Source organism: Teichococcus aestuarii (assembly GCF_003116135.1).
GTDB classification, from domain to species: domain Bacteria; phylum Pseudomonadota; class Alphaproteobacteria; order Acetobacterales; family Acetobacteraceae; genus Pseudoroseomonas; species Pseudoroseomonas aestuarii.
In genome coordinates this window covers 1-23,933 of sequence record NZ_PDOA01000008.1, presented here as the reverse complement: position 1 = coordinate 23,933, position 23,933 = coordinate 1, and the positions used below count along the sequence as shown (strand labels likewise).

Below are 23,933 nucleotides of genomic sequence, written 5' to 3'. Positions count from 1 at the left end.
GCATATTGCCATACAATCCTGGGTTACTGCCGGGCCGCCTTTGCGGTGGAGGATTTGGCCTCGCCGCCAGGGCACGGCCCGGGCAGCCTTATCCGGCCAGCGCCAGGATCTCCTCGGCGCGGCGCACCACCGGCGGGTCGATCATCTTGCCGTCGATCTGGAAGGCGCCACGGCCCGCGGCGCGCGCCTCCGCGTCGCCCGCCACCACGCGGCGCGCCCAGTCGATCTCGGCGGCATCGGGCGCGAAGACCTCGTTCATGATGGCCACCTGCGCCGGGTGCACCGCCAGCGCGCCACGGAAGCCGAGCTGCCGCGCCTCGGCGATGGTGCGGCGGAAGGCGTCCAGGTCCTGGAACTGGCCGATGCTGCCGACGAAGCCCATCGGCATCAGCCCCGCCGCGCGGGCGGCCATCAGCACGGCGAGGTTGGGGCCGAGCAGCGCCGCCGGTCCGGGGATGGCACCGAGCGCCGCACAGAAATCCTCCGGCCCCAGCATCATCGCCACGCTGCGCGGGTCGGCGCCCGCGATGGCGGGCAGGGCGTAGAGGGCGGCGGGCGTCTCGATCTGCAGCAGCAGCCGCACCGTGCCGGGGGCGATGCCGCGCTCCGCCTCCAGCTCCGCCACGGCGGCGGAGACGTCCCGCACATAGCCCGGCTCCTCCACCTTGGGCAGCACGAGGCCGGCCAGGCCCGGCACCACCGCTGCCTCCAGATCGGCCGCCAGGGCGCGCAGACCCCGGTTCACCCGCACCAGCACCGCCGGCCCGTGCGCGCCGATGGCGGCGATGGAGCCGGCGAGGGAGGCGCGGGCGGCGGGCTTCTCTGCCGCCGGCACGGCGTCCTCCAGGTCGAGGATGATGCCATCCGCCCCCCGCTCATGCGCCCGGGCGATGAAGCGCTGCACATGGGCGGGCACGAAGAGCAGGGAACGCCAGCGGGGCGGGGTCAGGCTCATGGATCCTCCTGCGGGGGCGGTGCTTCGCCGCCATCCTGATTGCCGAACCCGTCCCTTGTGCGCGCCCCGTGCCGGAGTGTCTATCCGGCTTCCGGCCCCAGGGGCGGCAGCCCGGCCCAGGGGCGGCGCCGGGCATCGGCCTCCGCGAAGGCGGCGATGGCCTCCGCATGGCTCAGCGTCAGGTCGAGGTCGTTCCAGCCGTTCAGCAGCTTGGTGCGCCAGACCGGATCGATGGCGAAGCCGAAGCGGTGGTTGCCCGCCCGCACCGCGCAGGCTTCCAGGTCCACCGTGAGGTCGCGGCCGCCCTGTTCCAGCCAGGCGAGCAGCTGCTCGATCTCGCGCTCCTCCAGCCGCGCCGGCAGCAGCCCGTTGTTGACGGCGTTGCTGGCGAAGATGTCGCCGAAGCTCGGCGCCAGGACGCAACGGAAGCCGGCATCGACCAGCGCGTAGACCGCCGCCTCGCGCGAGGAGCCGCTGCCGAAGTTGCGCCGGGCGACGAGCACCCGCGCGCCCGCCCGCTCCGGCCGGTCGAGCGGCGAATCCGGCCGCACCGTGCCATCCTCGGTGAAGCGGAGGTCGTGCAGCAGGAACCGCCCGTAGCCCTCGCTGCGCGGCCGCTTCATGAAGCGGGCGGGGATGAGCTGGTCCGTGTCCACATTGGCCAGCGGCAGCGGGCAGGCCGGGGCCGCCAGGGTGGTGAAGGGCTGCATCAGCTCCGGCCTTCCAGCATCGGCCGCACATCGGCGATGTGCCCCGCCAGCGCGGCGGCGGCGACCATGGCGGGGGACATCAGATGCGTCCGCGCCCCCTTCCCCTGGCGGCCCTTGAAGTTGCGGTTGGTGGTGGAGGCGCAGCGCTCGCCCGCCGGCACCAGGTCGCCATTCATGCCGACGCACATGGAGCAGCCGGATTCCACCCATTCCAGCCCGGCCTCGCGGAAGATGCGGTCCAGCCCCTCCTGCTCGGCCTGCCGCTTGACCAGCGAGGAGCCGGGCGAGACCAGCCCCGGCACCCGCGCCTTCCGCCCCGCCAGCACCGCCGCGGCCGCGCGCAGATCCTCGATGCGGCTGTTGGTGCAGGAGCCGATGAAGACGCGGTCGATCGGCACCTCCTCGAGCCGCTGGCCGGGGCGGAGGCCCATATAGTCCAGCGCGTCGCGGATCTGCGCGGCGCGGGAGGGGTCATTGGCGCGGTCGGGGTCGGGGATGGCGGCGGTGACGGGCAGCGCATCCTCCGGGCTGACGCCCCAGGTGACGATGGGCGCGATCTCGCCGGCCTGCAGCGATACCTCGCGGTCGAATTCCGCGCCCGCATCGCCCGGCAGGGCGAGCCACGCCTCGGCGGCCTGCTCAAAGGCGGCACCCTGCGGCGCCAGCGGCCGGCCGCGCAGGAACCCGACCGTGGTGGCATCGGGCGCGACCATGCCGCAGCGCGCGCCGCTCTCGATGGCCATGTTGCACAAGGTCAGCCGCCCCTCCATCGAGAGGCCGCGCACGGCGCTTCCGGTATATTCCACCGCATGGCCCTGCGCGCCATCGGCGCCGATGCGGGCGATGATGGCGAGCGCCAGATCCTTGGCACCCGTGCCGGCGGGGAGCGTCCCCTCCACCGTGACGCGCATGCGCTTCGGCTTCCGCTGCCACAGCGTCTGCGTCATCAGCACATGCGCCACTTCCGAGGCGCCGATGCCGAAGGCCAACGCGCCGAAGGCGCCATGCGTGGAGGTGTGGCTGTCGCCGCAGACGATGGTGAGGCCCGGCAGGGTCAGCCCCTGCTCCGGCCCCACCACATGCACGATGCCCTGGCGCGGGTCGTGCAGGCCATAGAGGCGCGTGCCATGGGCGCGCGCATTGGCCTCCAACCCCTGCACCATGCCGGCGATGCCGGAATCGGCAATGCTGCGCTGCGGTGTTCGCGTCGGCACGTAATGGTCGGCGACACCGATATTGAGCGCGGGACGCGCCACCTTCGCGCCGCGCGCGCGGAGCTGCGCGAAGGCGTGGTGCGAGCCCTCGTGGAAGAAGTGCCGGTCGATCCAGAGCAGGCTCTGCCCGTCCTCCCGCGTGAGGACGACATGCGCGTCCCACAGCTTGTCGAACAGCGTGCGTCGCGGCGGCGCTTCGGCCATGCCCTGCCCTCCCCCCGGCGTTGTGGCCAGGACGATGCCGCAGAAAAACCGTTGACGCAATGCTGCTGTCTCGTAGGCTAGACAGCAGCCGGTCTGGAAAACCAGACAGGGAAAAGGGGAGAGGAACCGCGTGGACGCCGCCGTCGAGACCTTCAAGGCGCGCCGGATCTACCTGCTGCTGCGGGACCGCATCACCGGCGGCACGCTGCCCGCCGGCACGCGGCTGCCGGGCGAGCCGGACCTCGCGGCCGAGCACGGCGTCTCCCGCGTCACCATCCGCCGCGCGCTGGACCAGCTTTCCAATGAAGGGCTGGTCGAGCGGCGCCCCGGCGTCGGCACCTTCGTGCGCGGCGGCGGCGTGCTGGCGCCGACCGTGGTCGATTTCGCTGATGTATTCACGCATCTGAAGGAGATGGGGCGGCGCACCGAGGTGCGGCTGCTCTCCTTCGGCTATGTGCTGCCGCCCGCGCCGGTGGCCGCCACGCTGGGCCTCGCGCCGGCAGAGCGCGCGCAGCGCGCGGTGCGCGTGCGGCTGATGGGCGGCGAGCCCTTCTCTCACCTGACCACCCATGTGCCCGAGCGCATCGGCACCACCTATTCCGAGGCGGAGATGGCCTCGCAGCCGCTGCTGGCGCTGCTCGAGCGTTCCGGCCTGCGCGTGGCGCGGGCGCGGCAATCCATCGGCGCCACGCTGGCCGGGCCGGAGGTGGCGCAGGCGCTGCAGGTGGAGATCGGCGCCCCGCTGCTCTCCCTCACCCGCCTTGTCGAGGACGAGGCGGGGAGCGCGGTCGAGCACCTGCACGCGCTCTACCGGCCGGACCGCTTCAGCTTCGAGATGCAGCTTCAGCGCACGGGGGCCGATGGCGCCCGGCGCTGGAGCCCATTGCCGCCGCTCGCGGCCAACACTGAAAAGAACACCACGCCACGGCCCCCGCGCAGCAAGAGGAAGTCGTCATCATGAGCACATCCCGCCTGACCATCACCCGCCGCACGGCCCTGCGGGCCGGGGCGCTGCTGCCGACCCTCGCCATGCCCGGCCTGCTGCGCGCGCAGCCCGCCGCCGTGAAGATCGGCATCCTGCAGCCGCTGACCGGCGCGCTGGCGCAGGATGGCGATCTCGGCCGCCTTGGCGCCACCCTGGCAGCGGAGGCGATCAACGGCGCGGGCGGCATCCAGGCCCTCGGCGGCGCGAAGGTGGAACTGGTGGTGGCCGATGCCCGCTCCAACCCGGAAGCGGCGGTGCAGGAAGTGGAGAAGCTGCAGGCGGAGGGCGTCGTCGCCATCGTCGGCGGCTTCGCCAGCCCGATCTGCCTAGCCGCCAGCCAGGCGGCGGCGCGCTACGACCTGCCCTACATCGTCGATGTCGGCGTCTCCGACCAGATCACCGCGCGCGGCCTGCGCAACACCTTCCGCTTCGCCCCCGGCTTCGGCATGGTGACGGGCACGGCGCTCGAGAACCTCGTCCGCCTCAACGACGACGCCGGCAAGCCCTGCAAGACGGTGGTGCTGGTACACGAGGACGGGCTGTTCGGCTCCGGCCTCGCCAGGCTGCTGCAGGCGGAGCTGCCGAAGCGCGGCTTCGAGGTGCTGGAGACCATCGCCCACCCGACGCCGGCGCGCGACATGTCCAACGTGGCGCTGCGCATCCGCTCGCTGCGGCCCGACCTTGTCATTCCCTCCAGCTACTATGGCGAGTTCGTGCTGCTGGCGCGCACCATGCGGCAGCAGCGCATCCGGCCCAAGGGCATCTATGCCGTGCTGAACGGCGCCGCCTCCAACTACCGCTTCGTCAAGGAGTTCCCGGACGCGGCCGAAGCGGTGATGGATTGCAACCACTGGCACGACCCGCGCAGCGAGGAGGCGAAGGCGCTGAAGGCCAAGGTCGATGCCGATGGCCGCCTCTGGGCCTACAACGTGCCGCTGAACTATTCCTGCGTGAAGCTGGTGGCGGATGCGGTGGGCCGCGCCGGCGCCGCCGACCGCAACAAGGTCATCGAGGCCCTCGCCACCTCCGACTTCTCCGGCCATATCCTCCCCTACGGCCCGACGAAGTTCGTCAACGGCCAGAACCAGGGCGCCGCGCCGGTCAACACCCAGGTGCAGGGCGGCGACATCAAGGTGATCTTCCCCGACGCTTTCGCCGACGCCAAGCCGGTCTTCCCGGTGCAGGGCTGACCGCGGGCTCATGTACTCCCTCGCGATCATCGCCGAGGCGGTGGTGAACGGGCTGATGACCGGGGCGGCCTACGCCCTGGTCGCGCTCGGCCTCACCCTGGTCTATGGCGTGCTGCACATCGTCAACTTCGCGCATGGCGCGCTGCTGACCTGCGCCATGTTCGCCGTGCTGGGCATGGAGCAGCTGCTCGGCATCGGCCCCTACGCCGCCATCCTGCCGCTGGCGCTGCTGTTCTACGGGCTGGGCTACGGGCTGCAGCGCTTCGTCATCGGCCCCTCCAGCCATGGCGAGGATCGCAACACGCTGCTGGTCACGCTCGGCCTCTCCATCATCCTGGAGAACGCCTTGCTCGCCGCCTTCCGCTCCGACACGCGCAGCCTCGGCGGCGAGATGGGGTTCGACGTGGTGGAGCTCGGCCCCATGCTGCTCTCCCGCCCGCGGCTGGTGGGCTGCGCTGTGGCGCTGCTGGTGGCGGCGCTGCTCTGGCTGCTGCTGGCCCGCACCGATACGGGGCGCGCCATCCGCGCCGTGGCCAAGGAGCGCTTCGGCGCGCAGCTCAGCGGCATCGACCCGCGGCACATCTTCGCCGTCACCTTCGGCATCGGCTGTGCCTGCCTGGCGGTCGCGGCCTGCCTGCTGCTGCCCACCTTCTACGTCAATCCCCGCGTCGGCAACGCCTTCGTGCTGGTGGCCTTCACCATCGTGGTGCTGGGCGGCATGGGCTCGGTGACGGGCGCGCTGCTCGGCGGCCTCATCGTGGGCGTGGTGGAGAGCCTGGGCGGGTTGCTGCTGGGCGAGAGCCTGGGCCAGCTCGGCATCTTCCTCATCTTCATCCTGGTGCTGCTGTTCCGGCCCACCGGCCTGTTCGGAGCCCGCGCATGAAGGCGCGCGACATCCTTCCCCTCGCGCTGCTGCTCGGCGCGCTGGCGCTGACGCCGCTCTTCGCCAGCAACCTGCTGCTGAACTTCCTCGTCTCGGCGCTGATCATCGCGCTCGGCGCGCAGGGCTGGAACCTCCTCGGCGGCTATGGCGGGCAACTCTCCTTCGGCCACGCCGCCCTGTTCGGCACGGGCGCCTATGCCACCGCCATCCTGCAAACCACATTCGGCGTGAATGCCTGGGTGGGCTTCGCCTGCGGCATCGCGCTGGCGGCGCTGACCGGCTGGATGATCGGCTTCCTCAGCTTCCGCGCCCGGCTGCGCGGCTCCTACTTCGCCCTGGTGACGCTGGCCTTCGCCGAGGTGCTGCGCATCCTCGCCAACGCGGCCGGCTTCACCGGCGGCGCGGCGGGGCTGCTGATCAAGCTGGAGCCATCCTTCGCCAACTTCCAGTTCGCCAGCCGCGCCGGCATGCTGTGGGTGGTGCTGGCCTGCATCCTCGGCGTCTCGCTGCTCACGCTCTGGATCGACCGCGGCCGCTTCGGCGCGCAGCTCGTCGCCGTGCGCGAGAACGAGGACGCGGCGCGCGCGCTCGGCGTCGATGTGCTGGCCACCAAGCTGCGCGCCATCGCCCTCTCCGGCGCCATCACCGGCGCCGCGGGCGGGCTCTACGCGCAGAACTTCCTCTATCTCGACGCCAACATCGCCTATGGCACCTGGATCTCGGTGGAGGTGCTGATCGCCGCCATCGTCGGCGGCCTCGGCACGGTGCTGGGGCCGGTGGTCGGCGCGCTGGCGCTGCACGGCGTGGGCGAGGTCACCAAGGGCCTGCTGGGCTGGATGACGGGGGTGGACCTGATGCTGTTCGGCGTCATCCTGATCGCCGCCGTCGCCTTCGTGCCGGCGGGGCTGGTCGGCGCGCTGCGCCGCCTGCGGATGCGGAGGGCCACGCCATGATCCTTCTCTCGGTCGAGGGGTTGAGCAAGCGCTTCGGCGGCCTGCTGGCGGTGGACAAGGCCAGCATGGCGGTGCCGGAAGGCTCCATCACCGGGCTGATCGGCCCGAACGGCGCGGGCAAGACGACGCTCTTCGCCCTGGCCTCCGGCTTCCTGGAGCCCAGCGCCGGGCGCGTGCTGTTCGCCGGGGAGGATGTGACGGCCGAGCCGCCGCATCGACGGGCGCGCCGCGGCATCGCCCGTACCTTCCAGATCGTGCAGCCCTTCCAGGGGCTGACGGTGCACGAGAACATCGCGGTGGGCGCCTATCTTCGCCACGCCGGCCGCCAGGCGGCGCTGGACGCGGCCCGCGCCGTGGCGGAGGAGGTCGGCCTCGCGCCGCTGCTGGAGACGCCCGCCGCCGCGCTGACGGTGGCCGGCCGCAAGCGGCTGGAGCTGGCCCGCGCCCTGGCCACCGCGCCGCGCCTGCTGCTGCTGGACGAGGTTCTGGCCGGCCTCAACCCCTCCGAGGTGCGGGACATCCTGCCGGTGCTGCGCGCCATCCGCGCGCGGGGCGTGACCATCCTGATGATCGAGCATGTGATGCAGGCGGTGATGAACCTGTGCGACCATGTGCATGTGCTGGCGCAGGGCCGCATGATCGCCGAGGGGCCGCCGCGCGCGGTCTGCAACGACGCGGCGGTGATCGAGGCCTATCTCGGCCATGGCGCGGCGGCGCGGATGCGCGCCGAGGGAGGCGCCCATGCTTGAGATCCGCGGCCTGCGCGCCGGCTGTGGCGGCGTCGAGGTCCTGCGCGGCCTCGACATGGCAGTCTCCGCCGGCGAGATCGTCGCCGTGCTCGGCGCCAATGGCGTCGGCAAGACGACGCTGAACAAGGTGCTCTCCGGCGTGGTGCCGGTGCGCGCCGGCGAGATCCTGTTCGACGGCCAGCGCATCGACCGCGCCGCGCCGGATGCCATCGTCGCCGCCGGGCTGATCCATGTGCCCGAGGGGCGCAAGATCTTCCCCAACATGAGCGTGCGCGAGAATCTGGAGCTTGGCAGCTACCGGCGTGGCAAGCCGCGCCGCGCGCGGAACCTGGAGCGCGTCTTCGCCACCTTCCCCCGCCTGCGCGAGCGCATGGCCCAGGCCGCCGGCACCCTCTCGGGCGGCGAGCAGCAGATGCTCGCCATCGGCCGCGGCATGATGGCCGAGCCCCGCCTCCTCATCCTCGACGAGCCCTCGCTCGGCCTCTCGCCGCTGCTCGTCGAGGAGATGTTCGCCCTGATCCGCCGGCTCAACGCCGACGGGCTTCCCATCCTGCTGGTCGAGCAGAATGTGGTGCAGTCGCTCGAGGTCGCCGCCCGCGCCTACATCCTGGAGAACGGGCAGTTCGCCCTCTCCGGCACGGCGGATGCGGTGCGCGACAACCCTGAGCTGCGCCGCGCCTATCTCGGCATGTGAGGTCACGATGAGCATTGTCACGCCCGGCGTGCAGCCGGCTTCCGTGCTGCTGCGCCAGGAACGCCCCGCATGGCTGGCCGAATGGGGCCGCTTCGCCGCCGGCTTCGATCCCGGTGGCCTGCCGCCGGAGGTGCTCGCCCGCGCCCGGCTGGTGCTGCTGGACAGCATCGGCGTCATCGCCGCCGGCATGCAGGAGCCGGAGCTGCGCGCATTGCTGGCGCGGCCGAACTACGCGGGCGGCGGCGCGGCCGCCGTCATCGGTGCCGGCCGCGCCTTGCCGCCGCTGCTCGCCGCCTTCGCCAACGGCACCGCCGGCGTCATGCTGGAGCTGGACGAGGGCAACCAGTATGCGCGCGGCCACCCCGCCATCCATGTGGTGCCGGCGGCGCTGGCCGCCGCGCCGAAGGATGGGCGCGCCCTGCTCGGCGCCATCATCCTCGGCTACGAGATGGGCGCGCGCATCGGCATCGCCAGCAAGCTGCGCGTGACAATGCATCCGCACGGCACCTGGGGCACGGTCGGCGCCTTCCTCTCGGCCGCGCATCTGCATGGCGCGGATGCGGAGACCATCATCCAGGGGCTGAACATCGCCTCCAGCCTCGGCCTCTCCACCAGCCGCCGGACGATGCTGGAGGGGGCCACGGTGCGCAACGCCTATGCCGGCTTCTCCAACCAGCTCGGGCTGATGGCCTGGGACTTGGCCGCCGCCGGCTTCACCGGCGAGACGGACGGCATCGGCGCCGTCTATGGCGGCATCATCGCCGAGGAGTTCTCGCCCGCCGCCATGACCGAGCAGCTCGGCACGCGCTGGGAGATCGCCCGCAACTACTTCAAGCGCCATGCCGCCTGCCGCTACACCCATGGCGCGCTGGACGCGCTGGGCGAGATCAGCGCCCGGCTGCCCGGGCTGCGCGCTGCGGATGTGGCGGCCATCGCGGTGGAGACCTATGTCTGGGCCGCGCAGCTTGATCTGCCCCAGCCGCGCAACATGCTCTCGGCCAAGTTCTCCATCCCCTTCGCGCTCGCCACGGCGCTGGTGCATGGCGGCGCCAGCGTGCCCGCCTTCCGCCCGCCCGCCCTGCGGGACGAGGCGGTGCGCGACCTCGCCGCGCGCGTCACGGTGCGGGAGGATGCGGCGCTGACCGCGCAGCTCCCCGGCCTGCGCCCGGCGCGCCTGACGGTGACGCTGCGCGACGGCAGCACCCACCGCGCCGAGGTGCTGACCAACCGGGGCGACACCGAGGACCCCTATGCGCGCGAGGACATCCTCGCCAAGTTCCGCGAGATGGCCGCGCCCGTCTGGGGCGAGGCCGCGGCGGAGACCCTGATCACGGCGGTCGAGGCGGTGGAGGAGCCCGGTGGGCTTTCCCGCCTGCTGCCCTTGCTGGCGGCCCCGCCGCGGAGCGCTTCCTGATGAGCCTGCGAGAAGAACTGGCCGGCCCCGCCGCCGTGGTGGCGCCCGGCGTCTATGACGCGCTGACCGCGAGCCTGGCCGTGATGGCCGGCTTCCAGGCGCTCTACGTCTCCGGCGCGGCCATCGCCTATACGCGCCTCGGCCGGCCCGATATCGGCCTGGTCTCGATGACCGAGGTGGCCGAGACGGTCGGGCTGATCCGCGACCGCGTGGATGTGCCGCTCGTCGTCGATGCCGACAATGGCTATGGCAACGCGCTGAACACGCAGCGCACGGTGCGGCTGTTCGAGCGCGCCGGCGCCACGGCGCTGCAGCTCGAGGACCAGACCCTGCCCAAGCGCTGCGGCCACCTGCAGGGCAAGTCGCTGATCGGCGCGGGCGAGATGGCCGGCAAGATCAAGGCCGCCGTCGATGCCCGCCACAGCCGCGAGACGCTGATCATCGCCCGCACCGACGCCGTGGCGGTGGAGGGCATGGAGGCCGCGCTGGAGCGCGCCCGCCTCTACGCCGAGGCCGGGGCCGATGTGCTCTTTGTCGAGGCGCCGCGCTCGCGCGAGCAGCTCGGCCGCATCGCTGCCGAGCTGGGCGGCGTCCGGCCGCTGCTGGCCAATATGGTCGAGGGTGGCGACACGCCGATCTCCACCGCCGGTGAGCTGGGCGGGATGGGCTTCCGCCTCGTCATCTTCCCCGGCGGCATCGTGCGCGCCCTCGCCCACACGGCGCGCGACTACTACGCCTCGCTGGCGGCGCATGGCAGCAACCAGCCCTTCGCCGGCCGCATGTTCGATTTCGGCGCGCTGAACGGGTTGATCGGCACGCCGGAGATGCTGGCCCTGGGCGAGACCTACGCGAAGTTCGAAGGCAAGGAGGGCGCGGCGTGAGCGCGATCGACCCTGTTACCCTCGCCATCCTGAAGGGGCGGCTGGAGCAGATCGCGGACGAGATGGACGCGACCCTCTACCGCTCCGCCTTCAACCCGATCATCGCCGAGGCGCGCGACGCCTGCCACGGTTTCTACCATGCCGAGACGGGCGAGACGCTGGTGCAGGGTGCCAATGGCCTGCCCATCTTCGTCGGCGCCATGGCCTTCGCGGTGAAGGCGGTGATCGACAAGGTGGCGGCCTCCGGCGGCGTGCGGGAGGGCGACACCTTCCTGTTCAACGACCCCTATGACGGCGGCACGCATCTCAACGATTTCCGCCTGGTGCGCCCGGTCTTCCGCGAGGGGCGGCTGTTCTGCTGGATGGCCTCGGTCGGCCACTGGCTCGATATCGGCGGCAACGTGCCCGGCGGCTACAACCCCAAGGCCACGGAGAGCTTCCAGGAAGGCGTCCGCATCCCCCCCGTGCGGCTGATGACCGAGGGGCGGATGAACCAGGACCTGCTGGACATCCTCGCCGCCAATTCCCGCGTGCCGGACTCCAACTGGGGCGACCTGAACGGCCAGATCAACGCGCTCGACCTCGGCGGGCGGCGCTTCGCCGCGCTGCTCGACGAGTATGGCGAGGCCACGGTCGCCCAGGCCTTCGCCGCCTTCTCGGAGCGCGCCGAGGCGCTGATGCGCGCCGCCATCCGTGCCCTGCCGGATGGGCGCTACAGCTTCGAGGATGTGCTGGACAATGACGGCATCACCGACGAGACGCTGACCATCGCGCTCGACCTCACCATCGAGGGCGAGACGATGGCGCTGGATTTCTCGCGCTCCTCGCCGCCGGTGCAGGGGCCGGTGAACATCGCCCGCTCCACCGCCATCGCCGCCTGCTACGTGGCGCTGAAGCATGTCTTCACCGAGGTGCCGGCCAATGCGGGGTGCCTGCGCCCCATCGCCTTCACCGTGCCGGAGACGACGCTGCTCGGCGCCACGGCGCCGCGCCCGGTGGCCGGCTACACCGAGACCATCCTGCGCCTGATCGGCGTCATCTTCGGCGCGCTCGCCAAGGCCGATCCCGCCCGCGCCACGGCGGCGCCCTTCGGCACCATCAACGCGCTCTCGCTCGCCGGGCACCGCCTGGATGGCTCGCGCTGGGTGATGTTTTCGTTCTTTGGCGGCGGCCTCGGCGGCAACCCGGAGAGCGATGGCCTGAGCCACGCCAACAACCCCATCTCCACCGCCACCATCCCGCCGGTGGAGATCCTCGAGGCCGCCTATCCGGTGCTGTTCCGGCAATGGGCGCTGCGGCCGGATTCCGCCGGCCAGGGCGAGAATCGCGGCGGCCTCGGTGCGGTCTACGAGATCGAGCCGCTGACCGATGCGCGGGTCTCGCTGCTGGGCGAGCGCGGCAAGGCGGCGCCCTTCGGCGTCACCGGCGGCACGCCCGCCGCGCTGAACCGCTTCACCTGGACGGACGAGCAGGGCGCGCACAACCCGCCCATGGTCTCCAAGATCACCGATATCGCGCTGAAGGCGGGGCACAGCGTGACGCTCGAAACCCCTGGCGGCGGCGGCTGGGGCGACCCGGCGCGGCGCGACCCGCGAAAGGCCGCGCGCGACCGCCGGCTTGGCTACGTGACGGAGGGAGGCGCGGCATGAGCGCGACCATTGTCGGCGTCGATGTCGGCGGCACCTTCACCGACCTGTTCTGCTACGACGAGGCGGCGGGCCGCTTCCGCACCGCCAAGGTGCCCTCCAACCGCGGCGACGAGGCGGTGGGCTTCCTCGATGGTCTGAAGAGCTTCGGCCCCGTGGCGCAGCTGGCCTCGGTGGTGCATGGCACCACCGTCGGCACCAATGCGCTGCTGGAGCGCAAGGGCGCGAAGGTCGGCCTCATCACCACGCGCGGCTTCCGCGACGTGCTGGAGATGCGCCGCCGCGACCGCCTGCACACCTGGGGCCTCTGGGGCGATTTTCTTCCAGTTGTGGATCGGGACATGCGGCTGGAGGTGGCCGAGCGAACCCTGGCCGATGGCTCCATCCGCGCGGCGGTCGATCCGGCCGAGGTGCAGGCGGCGGTGCGCACTCTCGTCGCCCAAGGCGCCGAGGCGCTGGCCATCGTCTTCATCAACGCCTACGCCAACCCGGCCAACGAGCAGGCGGCGCTGGCGGCGGCGCGCGCGGTCTGGCCCGGCGAGGCCATCGCCTGTTCCAGCCAGATCCTGCCAGAGATCCGCGAGTTCGAGCGCACCTCCACCACGGCGCTGAACGCCTACCTCCAGCCCGTCGTCGGCAGCTATCTCGGCAAGCTGGACGCGGCCCTGGCGGGCGAGGGCTTCGGCGGCCGGTTCCACATCGTGCAATCCAATGGCGGCGTCATGTCCACCGCCACGGCGCGGCGGCTGCCGGTGCGCACGGCGCTCTCCGGGCCGGCGGCGGGCGTCATCGCCGCCGCCGCCATCGCGCGCGAGGCCGGCTTCCCCGATGTCATCACCGGCGATCTCGGCGGCACCTCCTTCGACGTCTCGCTGGTGGTGGGGGGCGGCACGGCGCTGGCGGCGCAGACCACCATCGATTTCGGCCTGGTCATCCGCACGCCGATGATCGAGATCAGCACCATCGGCGCCGGCGGCGGTTCCATTGCCCATGTCGATGCCGGCGGGCTGCTGCAGGTGGGGCCGGAGAGCGCCGGCTCCCGGCCCGGCCCGGTCTGCTACGGCCAGGGCAACACCCGGCCCACGCTGACGGATGCCAATGTCGTGCTTGGCCGCATCAACGCCGAGCGGCCGATCGGCGGCAAGCTCGCGCGCCTGGATGTGGAGGCGGCGAAGGCGGCCATCCTGGCGCATGTGGGCGCGCCGCTCGGCCTCGATGCCATGGCGGCGGCGGAGGCCATCCTGCGGGTCGCCAATGCGCGCATGGCGGGGGCCATCCGGCTCGTCTCCATCGAGCGTGGGCATGATCCCTCGCGCTTCGCGGTCGTGCCCTTCGGCGGCGGCGGCGCGCTGCACACGGGCGCGCTGATCCGCGAGGTCGGGCTGAAGGCGGCGCTGGTGCCGCGCTTCCCCGGCGTCACCTCCGCGCTGGGCTGCGTCATCGCCGACATCCGGCACGACCAGGTGCAGACGGTGAACCTGACGCTGGAGGCGATGGACGAGGCGGCGCTCGACCGCCGCATGGTGGCGGAGGCCGCCGCCGCCCGCGCCGTGGTGGAGGCCGCCGGCCTCGCCGTCGAGCGGATCGACACGGTGTTCGAGCTGGACATGCACTATGCCGGCCAGACCCACACCGTCGCCGTGCCGCTGCCGGTCGCGGTGCAGGGCGGTAGCACGGGGCTGACCCGCGCCATCGTGCACGAGGCCTTCGAGCGTGCCTACCAGACCAGCTTCTCCCGCCTGCTGCCCGGCCTCGGCGTGCGCATCGTCAATCTCCGCACGGCGGCGATCGGCCGGCGGCCGCGCTTCGACCTCGGCCTGCTGGCGCCGGAGAAGGAGGCCACGGTGGAGGGCGCGCGGCGCGGCAGCCGCCCCGTCTGGTTCGGCGGCGCCTGGCACGACACCGCCATCTATGCCCGGCTGGAACTGCCGGAGGGCGCCACCATCCCCGGCCCGGCCATCCTGGAGCAGCCGGACGCCACCACCGTGGTCGATCCCGGCCTGGTGGCGCGGGTCGATCGCCTCGGCAACGTCATTGTGGAACGCGCGGCATGAGCCGCGACGTGGAGCGCGCGGCATGAGCCACGAGCCTGTCCCGGTCACCGAGACCGCCCTGCTGATCGTCGATCTGCAGAACGACTTCATCCACCCCGAGGGCGCCTATGCGCGCGGCGGCCAGGGCGACCCCGCCATCGCCGCCCTGCCGGGCAGGCTGAAGCCGCTGGCCGAGGCGCTGCGCGCGAAGGGCGGCTGGGTGGTCTCCACCCAGTTCACCCTGGTGCCGGGCAAGGGCGGCGAGCCGATGATCTCGCCGCACCTGAAGGCGCTGCGGCCCTTCCTGCGGAAGGGCGATTTCTGCCCCGGCGCCTGGGGCCACCAGCTCGTGGACGAATTGCAGCCGGCCGATCTCTCGGTAGAGAAGCTGGCCTATTCCGCCTTCTACATGACGCGGCTGGAATGGGTGCTGCGCAAGGCGGGCATCCGGCGGCTGCTGGTGGCCGGCATCGTCACCAATGGCGGCGTCGCCTCCACGGTGCGGGACGCGCATGTGCGGGACATGGACGTGACCGTGCTGGAGGATGGCTGCGCCGCCTTCGGCGCCGAGACCCATGCCACCGCCATCGCCGCGCTGCGGCCGGTCTGCCGCATCGCCAGCATCGCGCAGGCGCTGGACGAGGTGCGCGCGGCATGAGGGTGCTTCCGGCCGAGGACGCCAGCTTCGAGATGCGGATGCCGGTGGTGGTGGTGGGCGCCGGCGCCGCCGGCCTCACCGCCGCCCTGGCGCTGCGCGCGGCGGGGCAGGAGGTGCTGGTGCTGGAGCGCGACCCGGTGCCGCGCGGCTCCACCGCCCTCTCCGCCGGGCTGATCCCCGCCCCCGGCACGCGCTGGCAGCAGGCGGCGGGCGAGGCGGACAGCCCGGAGCGCTTCGCCGCCGACATCCTCGCCAAGGCCGGCGGCGAGCCGGATGCGGCGATGGTGCGCGCCATTGCCACGCGCATCGGCCCGGTGTTGGAATGGCTGGCGGACCGGCACGGGCTGGATTTCTCGGTCATCACCGATTTCCGCTACCCCGGCCATTCCGCCTGCCGCATGCACGGCCTGCCCAGCCGCTCCGGCGAGGAACTGGTCAACCGGCTGCGCGAGGCGGCCGAGGCCGCTGGCACCGAGATCCTGTGCGAGGCGCAGGTGACGGATCTCTACGCCGATGCGGATGGCCGCATCCACGGCATCGCCTTCCGCCGGCCGGATGGCGGCGAGGAGCGCCTCGGCTGCGGCGCGCTGATCCTGGCCTGCAACGGCTATGGCGGCAATCCGGCGCTGGTGGCCGAGCATGTGCCGCAACTGGCCGGCGCGCTGTATTTCGGTCATGCCGGCAACCAGGGCGAGGCGCTGCTCTGGGGTGAGGCGCTGGGGGCGGCCACGCGGCACCTCTCCGGCCACCAGGGGCATGGCTCGGTCGCCCATCCCATCGGCATCCTGATCTCCTGGGCCACCATCACCCAGGGCGGCTTCCAGGTGAACCTGGAGGGCCGCCGCTTCTCGGACGAGAGCCATGGCTATTCCGAGCAGGCGGCGGTGGTGCTGCGTCAGCCGGAGGGCATCGCCTGGAGCGTGTTCGACGAGCGCATCGCCGGCATTGCCCGCCAGTTCGAGGATTTCCGCCAGGCCGAGGCGGCCGGCGTGGTGCTGAGCGCGCCGGACGTGGCCGCCCTCGCCGCCGCCACGAAGCTGCCCGAGGCGGCGCTCCGCGCCACGCTGGAAGAGGTGGAGGCGCTCAAGCAGGCCGGCGCCACGGATGGCTTCGGCCGCAGCTTCGCCCATCAGCCGCCGCTGGTGCCGCCCTACCGCGCCGTGCGGGTCACGGGCGCGCTGTTCCACACCCAGGGCGGGCTGGTGGTGGACGAGGCCGCCCGCGTGCTACGCCCCGATGGCACGCCCTTTCCCAACCTCTACGCGGCGGGCGGCGCCGCCTGCGGCGTCTCCGGCAGCCGGGCCGAGGGCTATCTCTCCGGCAATGGCCTGCTGACCGCCGTGGCGCTCGGCCACGCCGCCGGCGAGGCCGCCGCCCGGGCCTGACGGGAACGGGGAGGGCAGCGCCCCTCCCCGCCTCGCACCTGCCCCCTTGCGTTATGTTATACCATAACATAAACGCCGGATATGGCATCTCCCTCCCCCAACGACATCACCGCCCGCGAAGGCCGCTGGCGCCGCTGGCGCGGCGATGAGTGGGCCTGCTTCGACGCCCTGCCCCCCGCCGTGCGCCGCCGGATGCAGGAACACGCCTACGACCCCTGGGCGGTGAACGCGCATCTGCTGTGGCGCATGTTCCGCCGCCAGCTCGGCTCCTCGGCGCGGGCGGAGCGGCGGCTGCTGCGGCACCTCGACCTGTGCGAGGCGATGGAGCGGGCCGAGTTCGCCGCCGCCTACCGGCGGGCGCATGGCGTGCCGCTGCCGCACGAGGCGGCGGCGGCCTCGGTGCTGCGGGATGCAGGCGGGCGAATTGCCGCCGCCGCCGCGCCTGCCTATGCTGAGGCTTCGACGGTCCCGCGCGAGCGGGTGAAAAGGGAACACCGTGCGCCCGCACCGGAGCCGATCCGGGGGCAAGTCGGTGGCTGATCCCGCAACTGTAGGCGGCATTCCGGCGCCCGCCAGCCCTCCGCCAGGGGGGCGCGCCACTGGGCCAGCAGGCCCGGGAAGGCGGGGCACCGGAGGGCGGGGGGCGCAGGCCACCCCGCCGGGCCGCGAGCCAGGAGACCTGCCGCCGAGGCCTGTTCCCCACATCGCCGGGCGGGATTCCCCGGTGCAGGAGACGATGATGACCGACCTGCCGGGCCTTCGCGCCCCGATCCTGGCGCCTGCCCGCCCCGCCCCCGCCCTGCCGCGCCGCCTGGTGCTGGCCGCCCCCGCCCTGCTGCTCGCCCGCCCGCTGCGCGCCGAGGCGGCGGTGCTGCGCATGGTCTCCCCCTGGGAGTTCAGCAGCCCCGACCCGGTGGAGACCGGCTATGTGCTGCGCCGCCTCGGCATCGCCGAGACACTGGTGGGCGTGCGCCCTGACGGCACGCTGCGCGGCCTGCTGGCCGAGAGCTGGTCGGTGGAGCCGGACCGGCTGACCTGGCGCTTCCGCCTGCGCGAGGCGCGCTTCCATGACGGCACGCCCGTCACCGCGCCGCTCGTGGTGCGCACGCTGGAGCGGGTGCGGCCGCTGGCCGAGAGCCTGTCCGCCATTCCGCTGGCGGCGCTCTGGGCCGAGGGCGAGCGGGAGGTGGTGTTCCGCACCGAGACGCCCTTCGCCCCCCTGCCCGGCTGCCTGACCGACTATGCCGGTATCATCCTCGCTCCATCCGCCTATGACGCGGAGGGCCGGCCGCAGCGCCCGGTGGCCACCGGCCCCTTCCGCGTGACGGCGCTGGACGGCATCCGCGGCATCGAGGCCGAGGCCTTCCCGGAATACTGGGGCGCGCCGCCAGCGGTGCGGCGCCTGGCCTACAGCGCCGTGCCGCTGGGCGAGACCCGCGCCCGGCTGGCCGAGGCCGGCGAGGCGGATATCGCCTTCACCCTGCTGCCGCAGGCGGCGGAGCGCATCCAGGCCTCGGGCCGGGCGCACATCCTCAGCGCCACCATCCCGCGCCCGCGCATGATCGTCATGAATCTGCGCCGGCCGCAATTCGCCGATGTCCGGGTGCGCCGCGCCCTCTCCCTGGCCATCGACCGCGAGGGGCTGGCCGCCGCCATCCTGCGCCATCCGGCAAGCCACGCCACCCAGCTCCTGCCCCCCGTGCTCTCCGGCTGGCACGACCCGGATCTGCCGCCGCTGCGGCGGGACCCGGCCGCGGCGCGCCGCCTGCTGGACGAGGCCGGCTGGGCTCCGGGCGCCGACGGCATCCGCGCCCGGGACGGCCAGCGCCTGACGGCCGCGATGATGGTGCCCTCCAACCGCCCGGAGATCCCGGTGATGGCGCAGGCCATCCAGGCCCAGTGGCGCACCGTGGGGGCCGAGATCACGGTGCGGCCCGGCCCCTCCGGCGCGCTGCCCGGCGCCATCCGCGACGGCTCGATGGAGTGCAGCCTGCTGGCCCGCACCTACGTCAACGTGCCGGACCCGATCGGCACCATCATCCCCGACTTCACCGGCGACCGGCAGCTCTGGTCCTCCCCCGGCTTCGACAACGCCGAGATGCTGGACCTCACCCGCGCCTATCTCGGCAGCTTCGCGGAGGCGGAGCGCGCGCCGCTGCGCCGGCGCATCGCCGCCATCCTGCAAACCGAGCTGCCGGTGATCCCCGTCTCCTGGTTCGAGCACAATGTGGCGGTCTCGCCGCGCGTGGCGCTGCCCTCGGTGGTGCTGGACCCGTTCGAGCAGGATTACGGCGCGGCCGGGCTGCGGTGGGCCTGAGCCTCGCCCGCCTGCTGGCCGCCCGGCTGGCGCAGGCGGGGCTGGTGGCGCTGGTGGTGGCGACGCTCTGCTTCGCCGCGCTCCAGGCGCTGCCGGGCGACCTCGCCCTGCGCGTCGCCGCCGCACGCTTCGGCGAGGACCGGGTGAGCGCCGCGATGGTCGAGGCGCTGCGCGCGGAGGCAGGGCTGGACCGGCCGGTGCTGCTGCAATACGGCGCCTGGCTGGCCGATCTGGCGCGTGGCCGCTTCGGCCGCTCGCTCGTCACCGGGCAGCCGGTGCTGGCCGAGGTGGCGCCGCGGCTGGGGCTGACGCTGCGCGTCGGCGCGCTGGGGCTGCTGGCGGCGCTGCTGCTGGCGCTGCCCGCCGGCCTGGCGGCGGGGCGGCGGCCGGGCGGCTGGCTGGACCGGGGGGTGGCGGCGCTCGCCGCGCTGCTGGCCTCGGCGCCCTCCTTCGCGCTGGGCGGCGTGCTGGTGGTGCTGCTCTCGGTGCGGCTGCGCTGGCTGCCCGTGGCCGGCGACGCCACGCCCTGGCACCTCGTGCTGCCGGTGGTGACGCTGGCGGCGGCGCTCGCCCCCGGGTTGGCGCGGGTGGCGCGGCACGGCATGGCGGAGGCGCATGGCGCCTACGCCACGCAATTCGCCCGGATGCGCGGCGTGGCGCCCTGGCGCATCGGGTTGCGGGTGGTGGCGCGGCCGGCGCTGGTGCCGGTGGTGGCCTATCTCCCCGTGCTGGCCATGCAGGTGACGGAAGGCTTCATCGCCATCGAGATGCTGTTCAACCTCGACGGCATCGGCCAGCTCCTCATCCGCTCGCTGATGGCGCGCGACCTTCCGGTGGTCGCGGCGCTGGGGCTGGCTTTCGCGCTGCTGCTCGGCGCCGCCACGCTGCTGGCGGAGCTGTCATTGCGCGCCATGGACCCGCGCCTGCGCGCGGGGGGTGCGACGGCATGAGCCATCGTCATGGCGCGGCGCATCGCCGCTTTCCCTGGTTCGGCGCCGGGCTGGCGGCGCTGCTGGCGGCCACCGCCCTGGCCGGCCCCGCCCTGCTCACGGCCGACCCGCTGGAGCCGGACCTCATGGCTGCCGGCCTGCCGCCCGGCGGCGAGTGGCTGCTGGGCACCGACCCGCTCGGCCGCAGCGTGCTCGCGCGCACCGTCGCGGCGGCGCGGCTCTCGCTCGGCGTGGCGCTGGCGGCGAGCCTCGCCACGGCGCTGTTGGGCACGGTGGTTGGGCTGCTCACCGCCAGCCTGGGAGGGATGCCGCGCCGCCTGCTGCGCGGCCTGACCGAGACGGTCTATGCCTGCCCCGCCTTGCTGCTGGTGCTGGTGGCCACCGAATTGCTGGGCGGCGGCGTCGGCACCGTGCTGCTCGGCCTCGTGCTGACGCGCTGGCCACCCTACGCGCAGCTTGCCGAGCCGCTGGCGCGCGGCGCCCTGGCGGCGCCGGAGGCGGAGGCCAGCCTGCTGCTGGGCTTCGGCCGCGCCTACCGGCTGCGGCGCCACGCCTGGCCGGCCATCGCGCGGCCCGTCGCCTCGCTGGCGGCGCTGCATCTGGGGGGCAACCTGCTCACCGTCTCGGCGCTGGGCTTCCTCGGCATCGGCCTGCTGCCGCCGCGGCCGGAATGGGGGGCGATGATCGCCGAGGCGCTGCCCTACCTGCAGGAGGCGCCGCACATGCTGGCCGCCCCCGCCGCCGCCATCTTCCTCGCCACCTGGTCGGCCACGCTGATCGGCGAGGGGCTGGCGCGCGCCCCCGCGCCCGCCCTGCCGCTGGAGGAGACATGAAGGCGCTGCGCATCGAGGGGCTCGGCATCCGGCATGACGGGCGGGCCATGCTGCGGGATGTCTGCCTGGAGGTGGCGGAGGGGGAGAGCCTCTGCCTCATCGGTGCCTCGGGCGGCGGCAAGAGCCTGATCGCCGCCGCCGTGGCCGGGCTGCTGCCCGGCTGCATGGAGGCCACGGGCTGGATCGGTCTCGGTCCGCACCGGCTGCGCGCCGCCGACCAGCGCGGGCTGCGCGCCCTCTGGCACAGCCGCACCTGCCTGCTGCCGCAGGAGCCGGCCCAGGCGCTGGCGCCGCTGCTGCCCGCGCTCTCGCAGCTGCGGCTGACGCCGCCCTGGCTGGACCGCGCCGGCGCCCTGGGCTGGCTGGCCCGGCTGGGGCTGGATTCCAGGGCGGCGGCCCGGCTGCCCTTCCAGCTTTCGGGCGGCATGGCGCAGCGGCTGCTGGCGGCGCTGGTGCTGCGCGGCCAGGCGCCGCTGCTCCTGGCCGACGAGCCGACCAAGGGGCTGGACCCGGCACGGCGGGCCGAATTGCTGGCGCTGTTCGCCACGCTGCGCGCGGAGGGGCGCGCCCTGCTGCTGATCACGCACGACCTGGCGGTGCCGCAGGCGCTGGGGGGGCAAATCGCGGTGCTGGAGGAAGGGCGGATCGCCGAATGCGGCCCCGCCGAGAGCGTGCTGGCGGCGCCGCGCTCGGCCTTCGCCCGTGCCTGCGTGGCGGCCGATCCGCGCCTCTGGCCGGCCCGTGCCCCGGCGGCGGGCGGCGAGGAGGTGGCGCGGGCCGAGGCGCTGGCGATCGGCCGTGGCGGCCGCGCCCTGGCCGGACCGCTCGACTTCTCCCTGCATGCCGGCCGGATGACGGCGCTGCTCGGCCCCAGCGGCATCGGCAAGACGACGCTGGGCGACACGCTGCTGGCCCTGGCGCCGCCTGCGGCCGGCCGGCTCTGCTGGCTGGGCCGCCCGCTGGACACGCGGCTGCGGCAGAGCCTGCGCACCCGCTTCCAGAAGCTGCACCAGGATCCGACGCGGGTGTTTCCCCGCCAGCGCCCGCTGGGCGAGAGCCTGGCCGACTTGGCGCGGCTGCGCCCCGGCACCGCCCCCGCCCTGCCGCCCCTGCTGGAGCGGCTGGGCATCTCCCCCGCCCTGCTGCGCCGCCCGCCCGAGGCGGTGAGCGGCGGCGAGGCGCAGCGTGTTGCCCTGGCGCGGCTGCTGGCGCTGCGCCCGGCCCTGCTGGTGGCCGACGAGCCCTGCTCCCGCCTCGACCCGCCGACGCGGCGCGCCGCCCTGCACCTGCTGCGCGGCCTGGCCGACGCGGAGGGGCTGGGCGTGCTGCTCATCACCCACGACGCGGCGGCGGCGCGGGCGCTGGCCGATGCCACGCTGTGCCTCGGGCCACCCGGCGGGGGCATGGCGCGGGAGGGCTGATTGCACCGCGCCTTCCCCGGCGCCTAGGCTTTTCCCCGTAACAACCAAGAACGGGAGGAAGGCGCCATGGCGGATGCGGGAGATGGACCCATCCTGGACAGCGCGCGGCTCACCGGCTTCTGCCGGGCCGTGTTCGAGCGGGTCGGCATGCCGGAGGCGGAGGCCGCGCTCTGCGCCGAGAGCCTGGTGGAGGCGGATCTGCGCGGCGTGGCCTCGCACGGCGTGGTGCGGCTGCCGATCTACGCGGAGCGGCTGGAGCGCGGCGCCAACAATCCGCGCGCCGTGCCGCGCATCCTGCGCGAGACCCGCGGCACCGCCGTGGTCGATGGCGACAACGGCATGGGGCAGGTGGTCGGCGCCTGGGCCATGGAGGTGGCGCTGCGCAAGGCGCGGGAGGGCGAGCCGGCCTGGGTCTCCGTGCGCAACAGCAACCATTTCGGCGCGGCCGCCTGGTTCGCGGAATACGCCACCCGCGCGGAGATGATCGGCATCGCCATCACCATCGGCGGCATCAACCACATGGTGCCCTGGGGCGGGGCCGAGGCGCTGCTCGGCAACAACCCCTTCGCCATCGGCATGCCGATGCGCGGCGCGCCGCCGATGATGCTGGACATGGCCTGCTCGGTCGCGGCGCGCGGCAAGATCATCGTCGCCGCCAAGGAAGGCACGCCGATCCCTCCGGATTGGGCGGTGGACCGGGACGGCGTTCCCACCACCGACGCGGCACGCGCCCTGGAAGGCTTCGTCAGCCCGCTCGGCGGCCCGAAGGGCTACGCGCTCACCCTGACCATGGGGCTGCTGAGCACCATGCTCTCCGGCGCCGCCTTCGGCCGCGAGGTGACGCACATGTACGAGGATTTCGCACGGCCGCAGAATGTCGGCCATCTCTTCGCGGTGCTGCCGGTGACGGCCTTCGAAGACCTCGACACGTATTATGCCCGCATGGAGACCGCCGCCGCTGAGCTGCGTGGCGCCCGCAAGGCTCCCGGCGTGGCGCGGATCCACCTGCCCGGCGAGCGCGAGGCGCTGCTGCGGCAGGCGCGGCTCGGCGAGGGCGTGCCGGTCGCCGCCGCGGTGATGGAGGAGCTGGTCGCGCTCGGACTCCGCCTCGGCGTTCCTCCGCTGAAGTAAAGGCAGCAGCCGCCAGTCAATCAGGGGGAGGAGGATTCCTCCCCCGACCTCGCCTCTCTGGCGGGCCGGGATGGCACCGTCACGCCGTCCGGCAGGGCTGAGGGGGTGCGCCATGCGCCTCCTCCTGCCCTGGCACCCGCCGCCGGACGGCCTCTCCGGCACTTTTTCCCCATCGATGCGCTGTCTGGCCGCTCTTCCGGGCAATCACGGGCTGCCACAGCCCGATACCAATTAAGAGATGTTCTTCATGAATTTGGATTAAGCCCTGAAAAAAATCTCTGCGGCAACGTGCACAGGTTGTGTCTGTCAGGGCGCGATTTCCTCAAGTTACCGTGTGGTTTCAGGGCAGAAATTCACGTTTTCGTGTGGTCAGGCGCTCAGCGGGCATTCTCGTTCAGAGAGACGCAGGATTATTTTTAATATTCCAAAGTTTCTGCGAACTATTTATTTTAGCCTGAGCTTGACAATAATAAACATTATCCTTACCACTCATTACTAATTTTCCTTTGTTTTTGCTGGACCTTTCCCGGGGCTTTGCTGCTATCACTCACTTGTGAGCGAGCAATCCCCAGCGGCCTGCTCTTTTATTAGGAAAGTAAAAGCCATGACCGCTCTTGGCGTATATGTCGGCAACGACCCGGCTCTTCTGAACAAGTTCACTGGCTGGCTGGGCGATGCGCCCGATTACGTCCATGGAGTGGTCGGTTATTCCAACTGGAAGGATTAC

20 protein-coding genes, 1 pseudogene and 1 riboswitch are annotated in these 23,933 nt (G+C 72.9%); of the genes and pseudogenes, 18 read left to right on the top strand and 3 right to left on the bottom strand.

Annotated elements, in window-relative coordinates:
* Positions 1-88: 88 nt before the first annotated feature.
* From CR165_RS13115 to leuC, 3 genes are all read right to left on the bottom strand, one after another.
* Complete coding sequence (locus CR165_RS13115) at positions 89-955, bottom strand: HpcH/HpaI aldolase/citrate lyase family protein (RefSeq protein ID WP_109517456.1); 867 nt, start codon at positions 953-955, stop codon at positions 89-91.
* Positions 956-1,035: 80 nt separating this feature from the next.
* On the bottom strand, positions 1,036-1,665 hold the full coding sequence (gene leuD / locus CR165_RS13110) for a 3-isopropylmalate dehydratase small subunit (protein WP_109517455.1): 630 nt from the start codon (positions 1,663-1,665) through the stop codon (positions 1,036-1,038).
* Positions 1,665-3,083 carry a 3-isopropylmalate dehydratase large subunit gene (gene leuC, locus CR165_RS13105; protein ID WP_109517454.1) on the bottom strand — a complete coding sequence of 473 codons (1,419 nt, stop codon included), beginning with the start codon at positions 3,081-3,083 and terminating at the stop codon, positions 1,665-1,667. The genes leuD and leuC overlap by 1 nt, the downstream gene beginning before the upstream one ends.
* 130 nt (positions 3,084-3,213) lie before the next feature.
* On the opposite strand from leuC, the gene CR165_RS13100 reads away from it, so the two are divergent.
* The 18 genes and pseudogenes from CR165_RS13100 (at position 3,214) to CR165_RS13015 (ending at position 23,206) form a co-directional block, all read left to right on the top strand.
* Positions 3,214-4,044, top strand: coding sequence for a GntR family transcriptional regulator (locus CR165_RS13100; protein ID WP_109517453.1), 831 nt, complete (start codon positions 3,214-3,216; stop codon positions 4,042-4,044).
* Complete coding sequence (locus tag CR165_RS13095) at positions 4,041-5,258, top strand: ABC transporter substrate-binding protein (protein WP_109517452.1); 1,218 nt, start codon at positions 4,041-4,043, stop codon at positions 5,256-5,258. The genes CR165_RS13100 and CR165_RS13095 overlap by 4 nt, the downstream gene beginning before the upstream one ends.
* Positions 5,259-5,268: 10 nt before the next feature.
* Positions 5,269-6,141, top strand: a complete 873-nt coding sequence (locus CR165_RS13090) for a branched-chain amino acid ABC transporter permease (protein ID WP_109517451.1) — start codon at positions 5,269-5,271, stop codon at positions 6,139-6,141.
* The gene (locus CR165_RS13085) at positions 6,138-7,094 is read left to right on the top strand and encodes a branched-chain amino acid ABC transporter permease (protein ID WP_109517450.1); all 957 of its coding nucleotides are present in this window, start codon (positions 6,138-6,140) and stop codon (positions 7,092-7,094) included. Before CR165_RS13090 ends, CR165_RS13085 begins: the two co-directional genes overlap by 4 nt.
* Positions 7,091-7,843: an ABC transporter ATP-binding protein gene (locus tag CR165_RS13080; RefSeq protein WP_109517449.1), complete on the top strand. Its 753-nt coding sequence runs from the start codon at positions 7,091-7,093 to the stop codon at positions 7,841-7,843. Before CR165_RS13085 ends, CR165_RS13080 begins: the two co-directional genes overlap by 4 nt.
* Positions 7,836-8,537: an ABC transporter ATP-binding protein gene (locus CR165_RS13075; protein WP_109517448.1), complete on the top strand. Its 702-nt coding sequence runs from the start codon at positions 7,836-7,838 to the stop codon at positions 8,535-8,537. Before CR165_RS13080 ends, CR165_RS13075 begins: the two co-directional genes overlap by 8 nt.
* A gap of 7 nt (positions 8,538-8,544) precedes the next feature.
* Positions 8,545-9,951, top strand: coding sequence for an MmgE/PrpD family protein (locus CR165_RS13070; protein WP_109517447.1), 1,407 nt, complete (start codon positions 8,545-8,547; stop codon positions 9,949-9,951).
* A complete protein-coding gene (locus tag CR165_RS13065) occupies positions 9,951-10,832 on the top strand; it encodes an isocitrate lyase/PEP mutase family protein (protein WP_109517446.1) in 882 nt (293 codons plus the stop codon). Before CR165_RS13070 ends, CR165_RS13065 begins: the two co-directional genes overlap by 1 nt.
* Positions 10,829-12,481, top strand: a complete 1,653-nt coding sequence (locus tag CR165_RS13060) for a hydantoinase B/oxoprolinase family protein (protein ID WP_109517445.1) — start codon at positions 10,829-10,831, stop codon at positions 12,479-12,481. Before CR165_RS13065 ends, CR165_RS13060 begins: the two co-directional genes overlap by 4 nt.
* Positions 12,478-14,532 carry a hydantoinase/oxoprolinase family protein gene (locus CR165_RS13055; RefSeq protein ID WP_109517444.1) on the top strand — a complete coding sequence of 685 codons (2,055 nt, stop codon included), beginning with the start codon at positions 12,478-12,480 and terminating at the stop codon, positions 14,530-14,532. Before CR165_RS13060 ends, CR165_RS13055 begins: the two co-directional genes overlap by 4 nt.
* Positions 14,533-14,554: 22 nt before the next feature.
* The gene (locus tag CR165_RS13050) at positions 14,555-15,169 is read left to right on the top strand and encodes a cysteine hydrolase (protein ID WP_109517443.1); all 615 of its coding nucleotides are present in this window, start codon (positions 14,555-14,557) and stop codon (positions 15,167-15,169) included.
* Positions 15,166-16,554 (top strand): FAD-dependent oxidoreductase, encoded by a 1,389-nt coding sequence (locus tag CR165_RS13045; protein ID WP_109517442.1) that lies wholly within the window; start codon positions 15,166-15,168, stop codon positions 16,552-16,554. Before CR165_RS13050 ends, CR165_RS13045 begins: the two co-directional genes overlap by 4 nt.
* A gap of 81 nt (positions 16,555-16,635) precedes the next feature.
* Positions 16,636-16,869, top strand: a pseudogene (locus CR165_RS25645) (DUF6525 family protein); the annotation flags it as partial.
* 131 nt (positions 16,870-17,000) lie between these two features.
* Positions 17,001-17,255, top strand: a riboswitch (cobalamin riboswitch).
* 38 nt (positions 17,256-17,293) lie between these two features.
* Positions 17,294-18,871: an ABC transporter substrate-binding protein gene (locus tag CR165_RS13035; RefSeq protein ID WP_181378148.1), complete on the top strand. Its 1,578-nt coding sequence runs from the start codon at positions 17,294-17,296 to the stop codon at positions 18,869-18,871.
* Positions 18,862-19,821, top strand: coding sequence for an ABC transporter permease (locus CR165_RS13030; protein ID WP_109517440.1), 960 nt, complete (start codon positions 18,862-18,864; stop codon positions 19,819-19,821). The genes CR165_RS13035 and CR165_RS13030 overlap by 10 nt, the downstream gene beginning before the upstream one ends.
* Positions 19,818-20,654 (top strand): ABC transporter permease, encoded by an 837-nt coding sequence (locus CR165_RS13025; RefSeq protein WP_109517439.1) that lies wholly within the window; start codon positions 19,818-19,820, stop codon positions 20,652-20,654. Before CR165_RS13030 ends, CR165_RS13025 begins: the two co-directional genes overlap by 4 nt.
* Complete coding sequence (locus tag CR165_RS13020) at positions 20,651-22,075, top strand: ATP-binding cassette domain-containing protein (RefSeq protein ID WP_109517438.1); 1,425 nt, start codon at positions 20,651-20,653, stop codon at positions 22,073-22,075. The genes CR165_RS13025 and CR165_RS13020 overlap by 4 nt, the downstream gene beginning before the upstream one ends.
* A 66-nt stretch (positions 22,076-22,141) precedes the next feature.
* Positions 22,142-23,206 carry an Ldh family oxidoreductase gene (locus CR165_RS13015; RefSeq protein ID WP_109517437.1) on the top strand — a complete coding sequence of 355 codons (1,065 nt, stop codon included), beginning with the start codon at positions 22,142-22,144 and terminating at the stop codon, positions 23,204-23,206.
* Positions 23,207-23,933 lie beyond the last annotated feature (727 nt).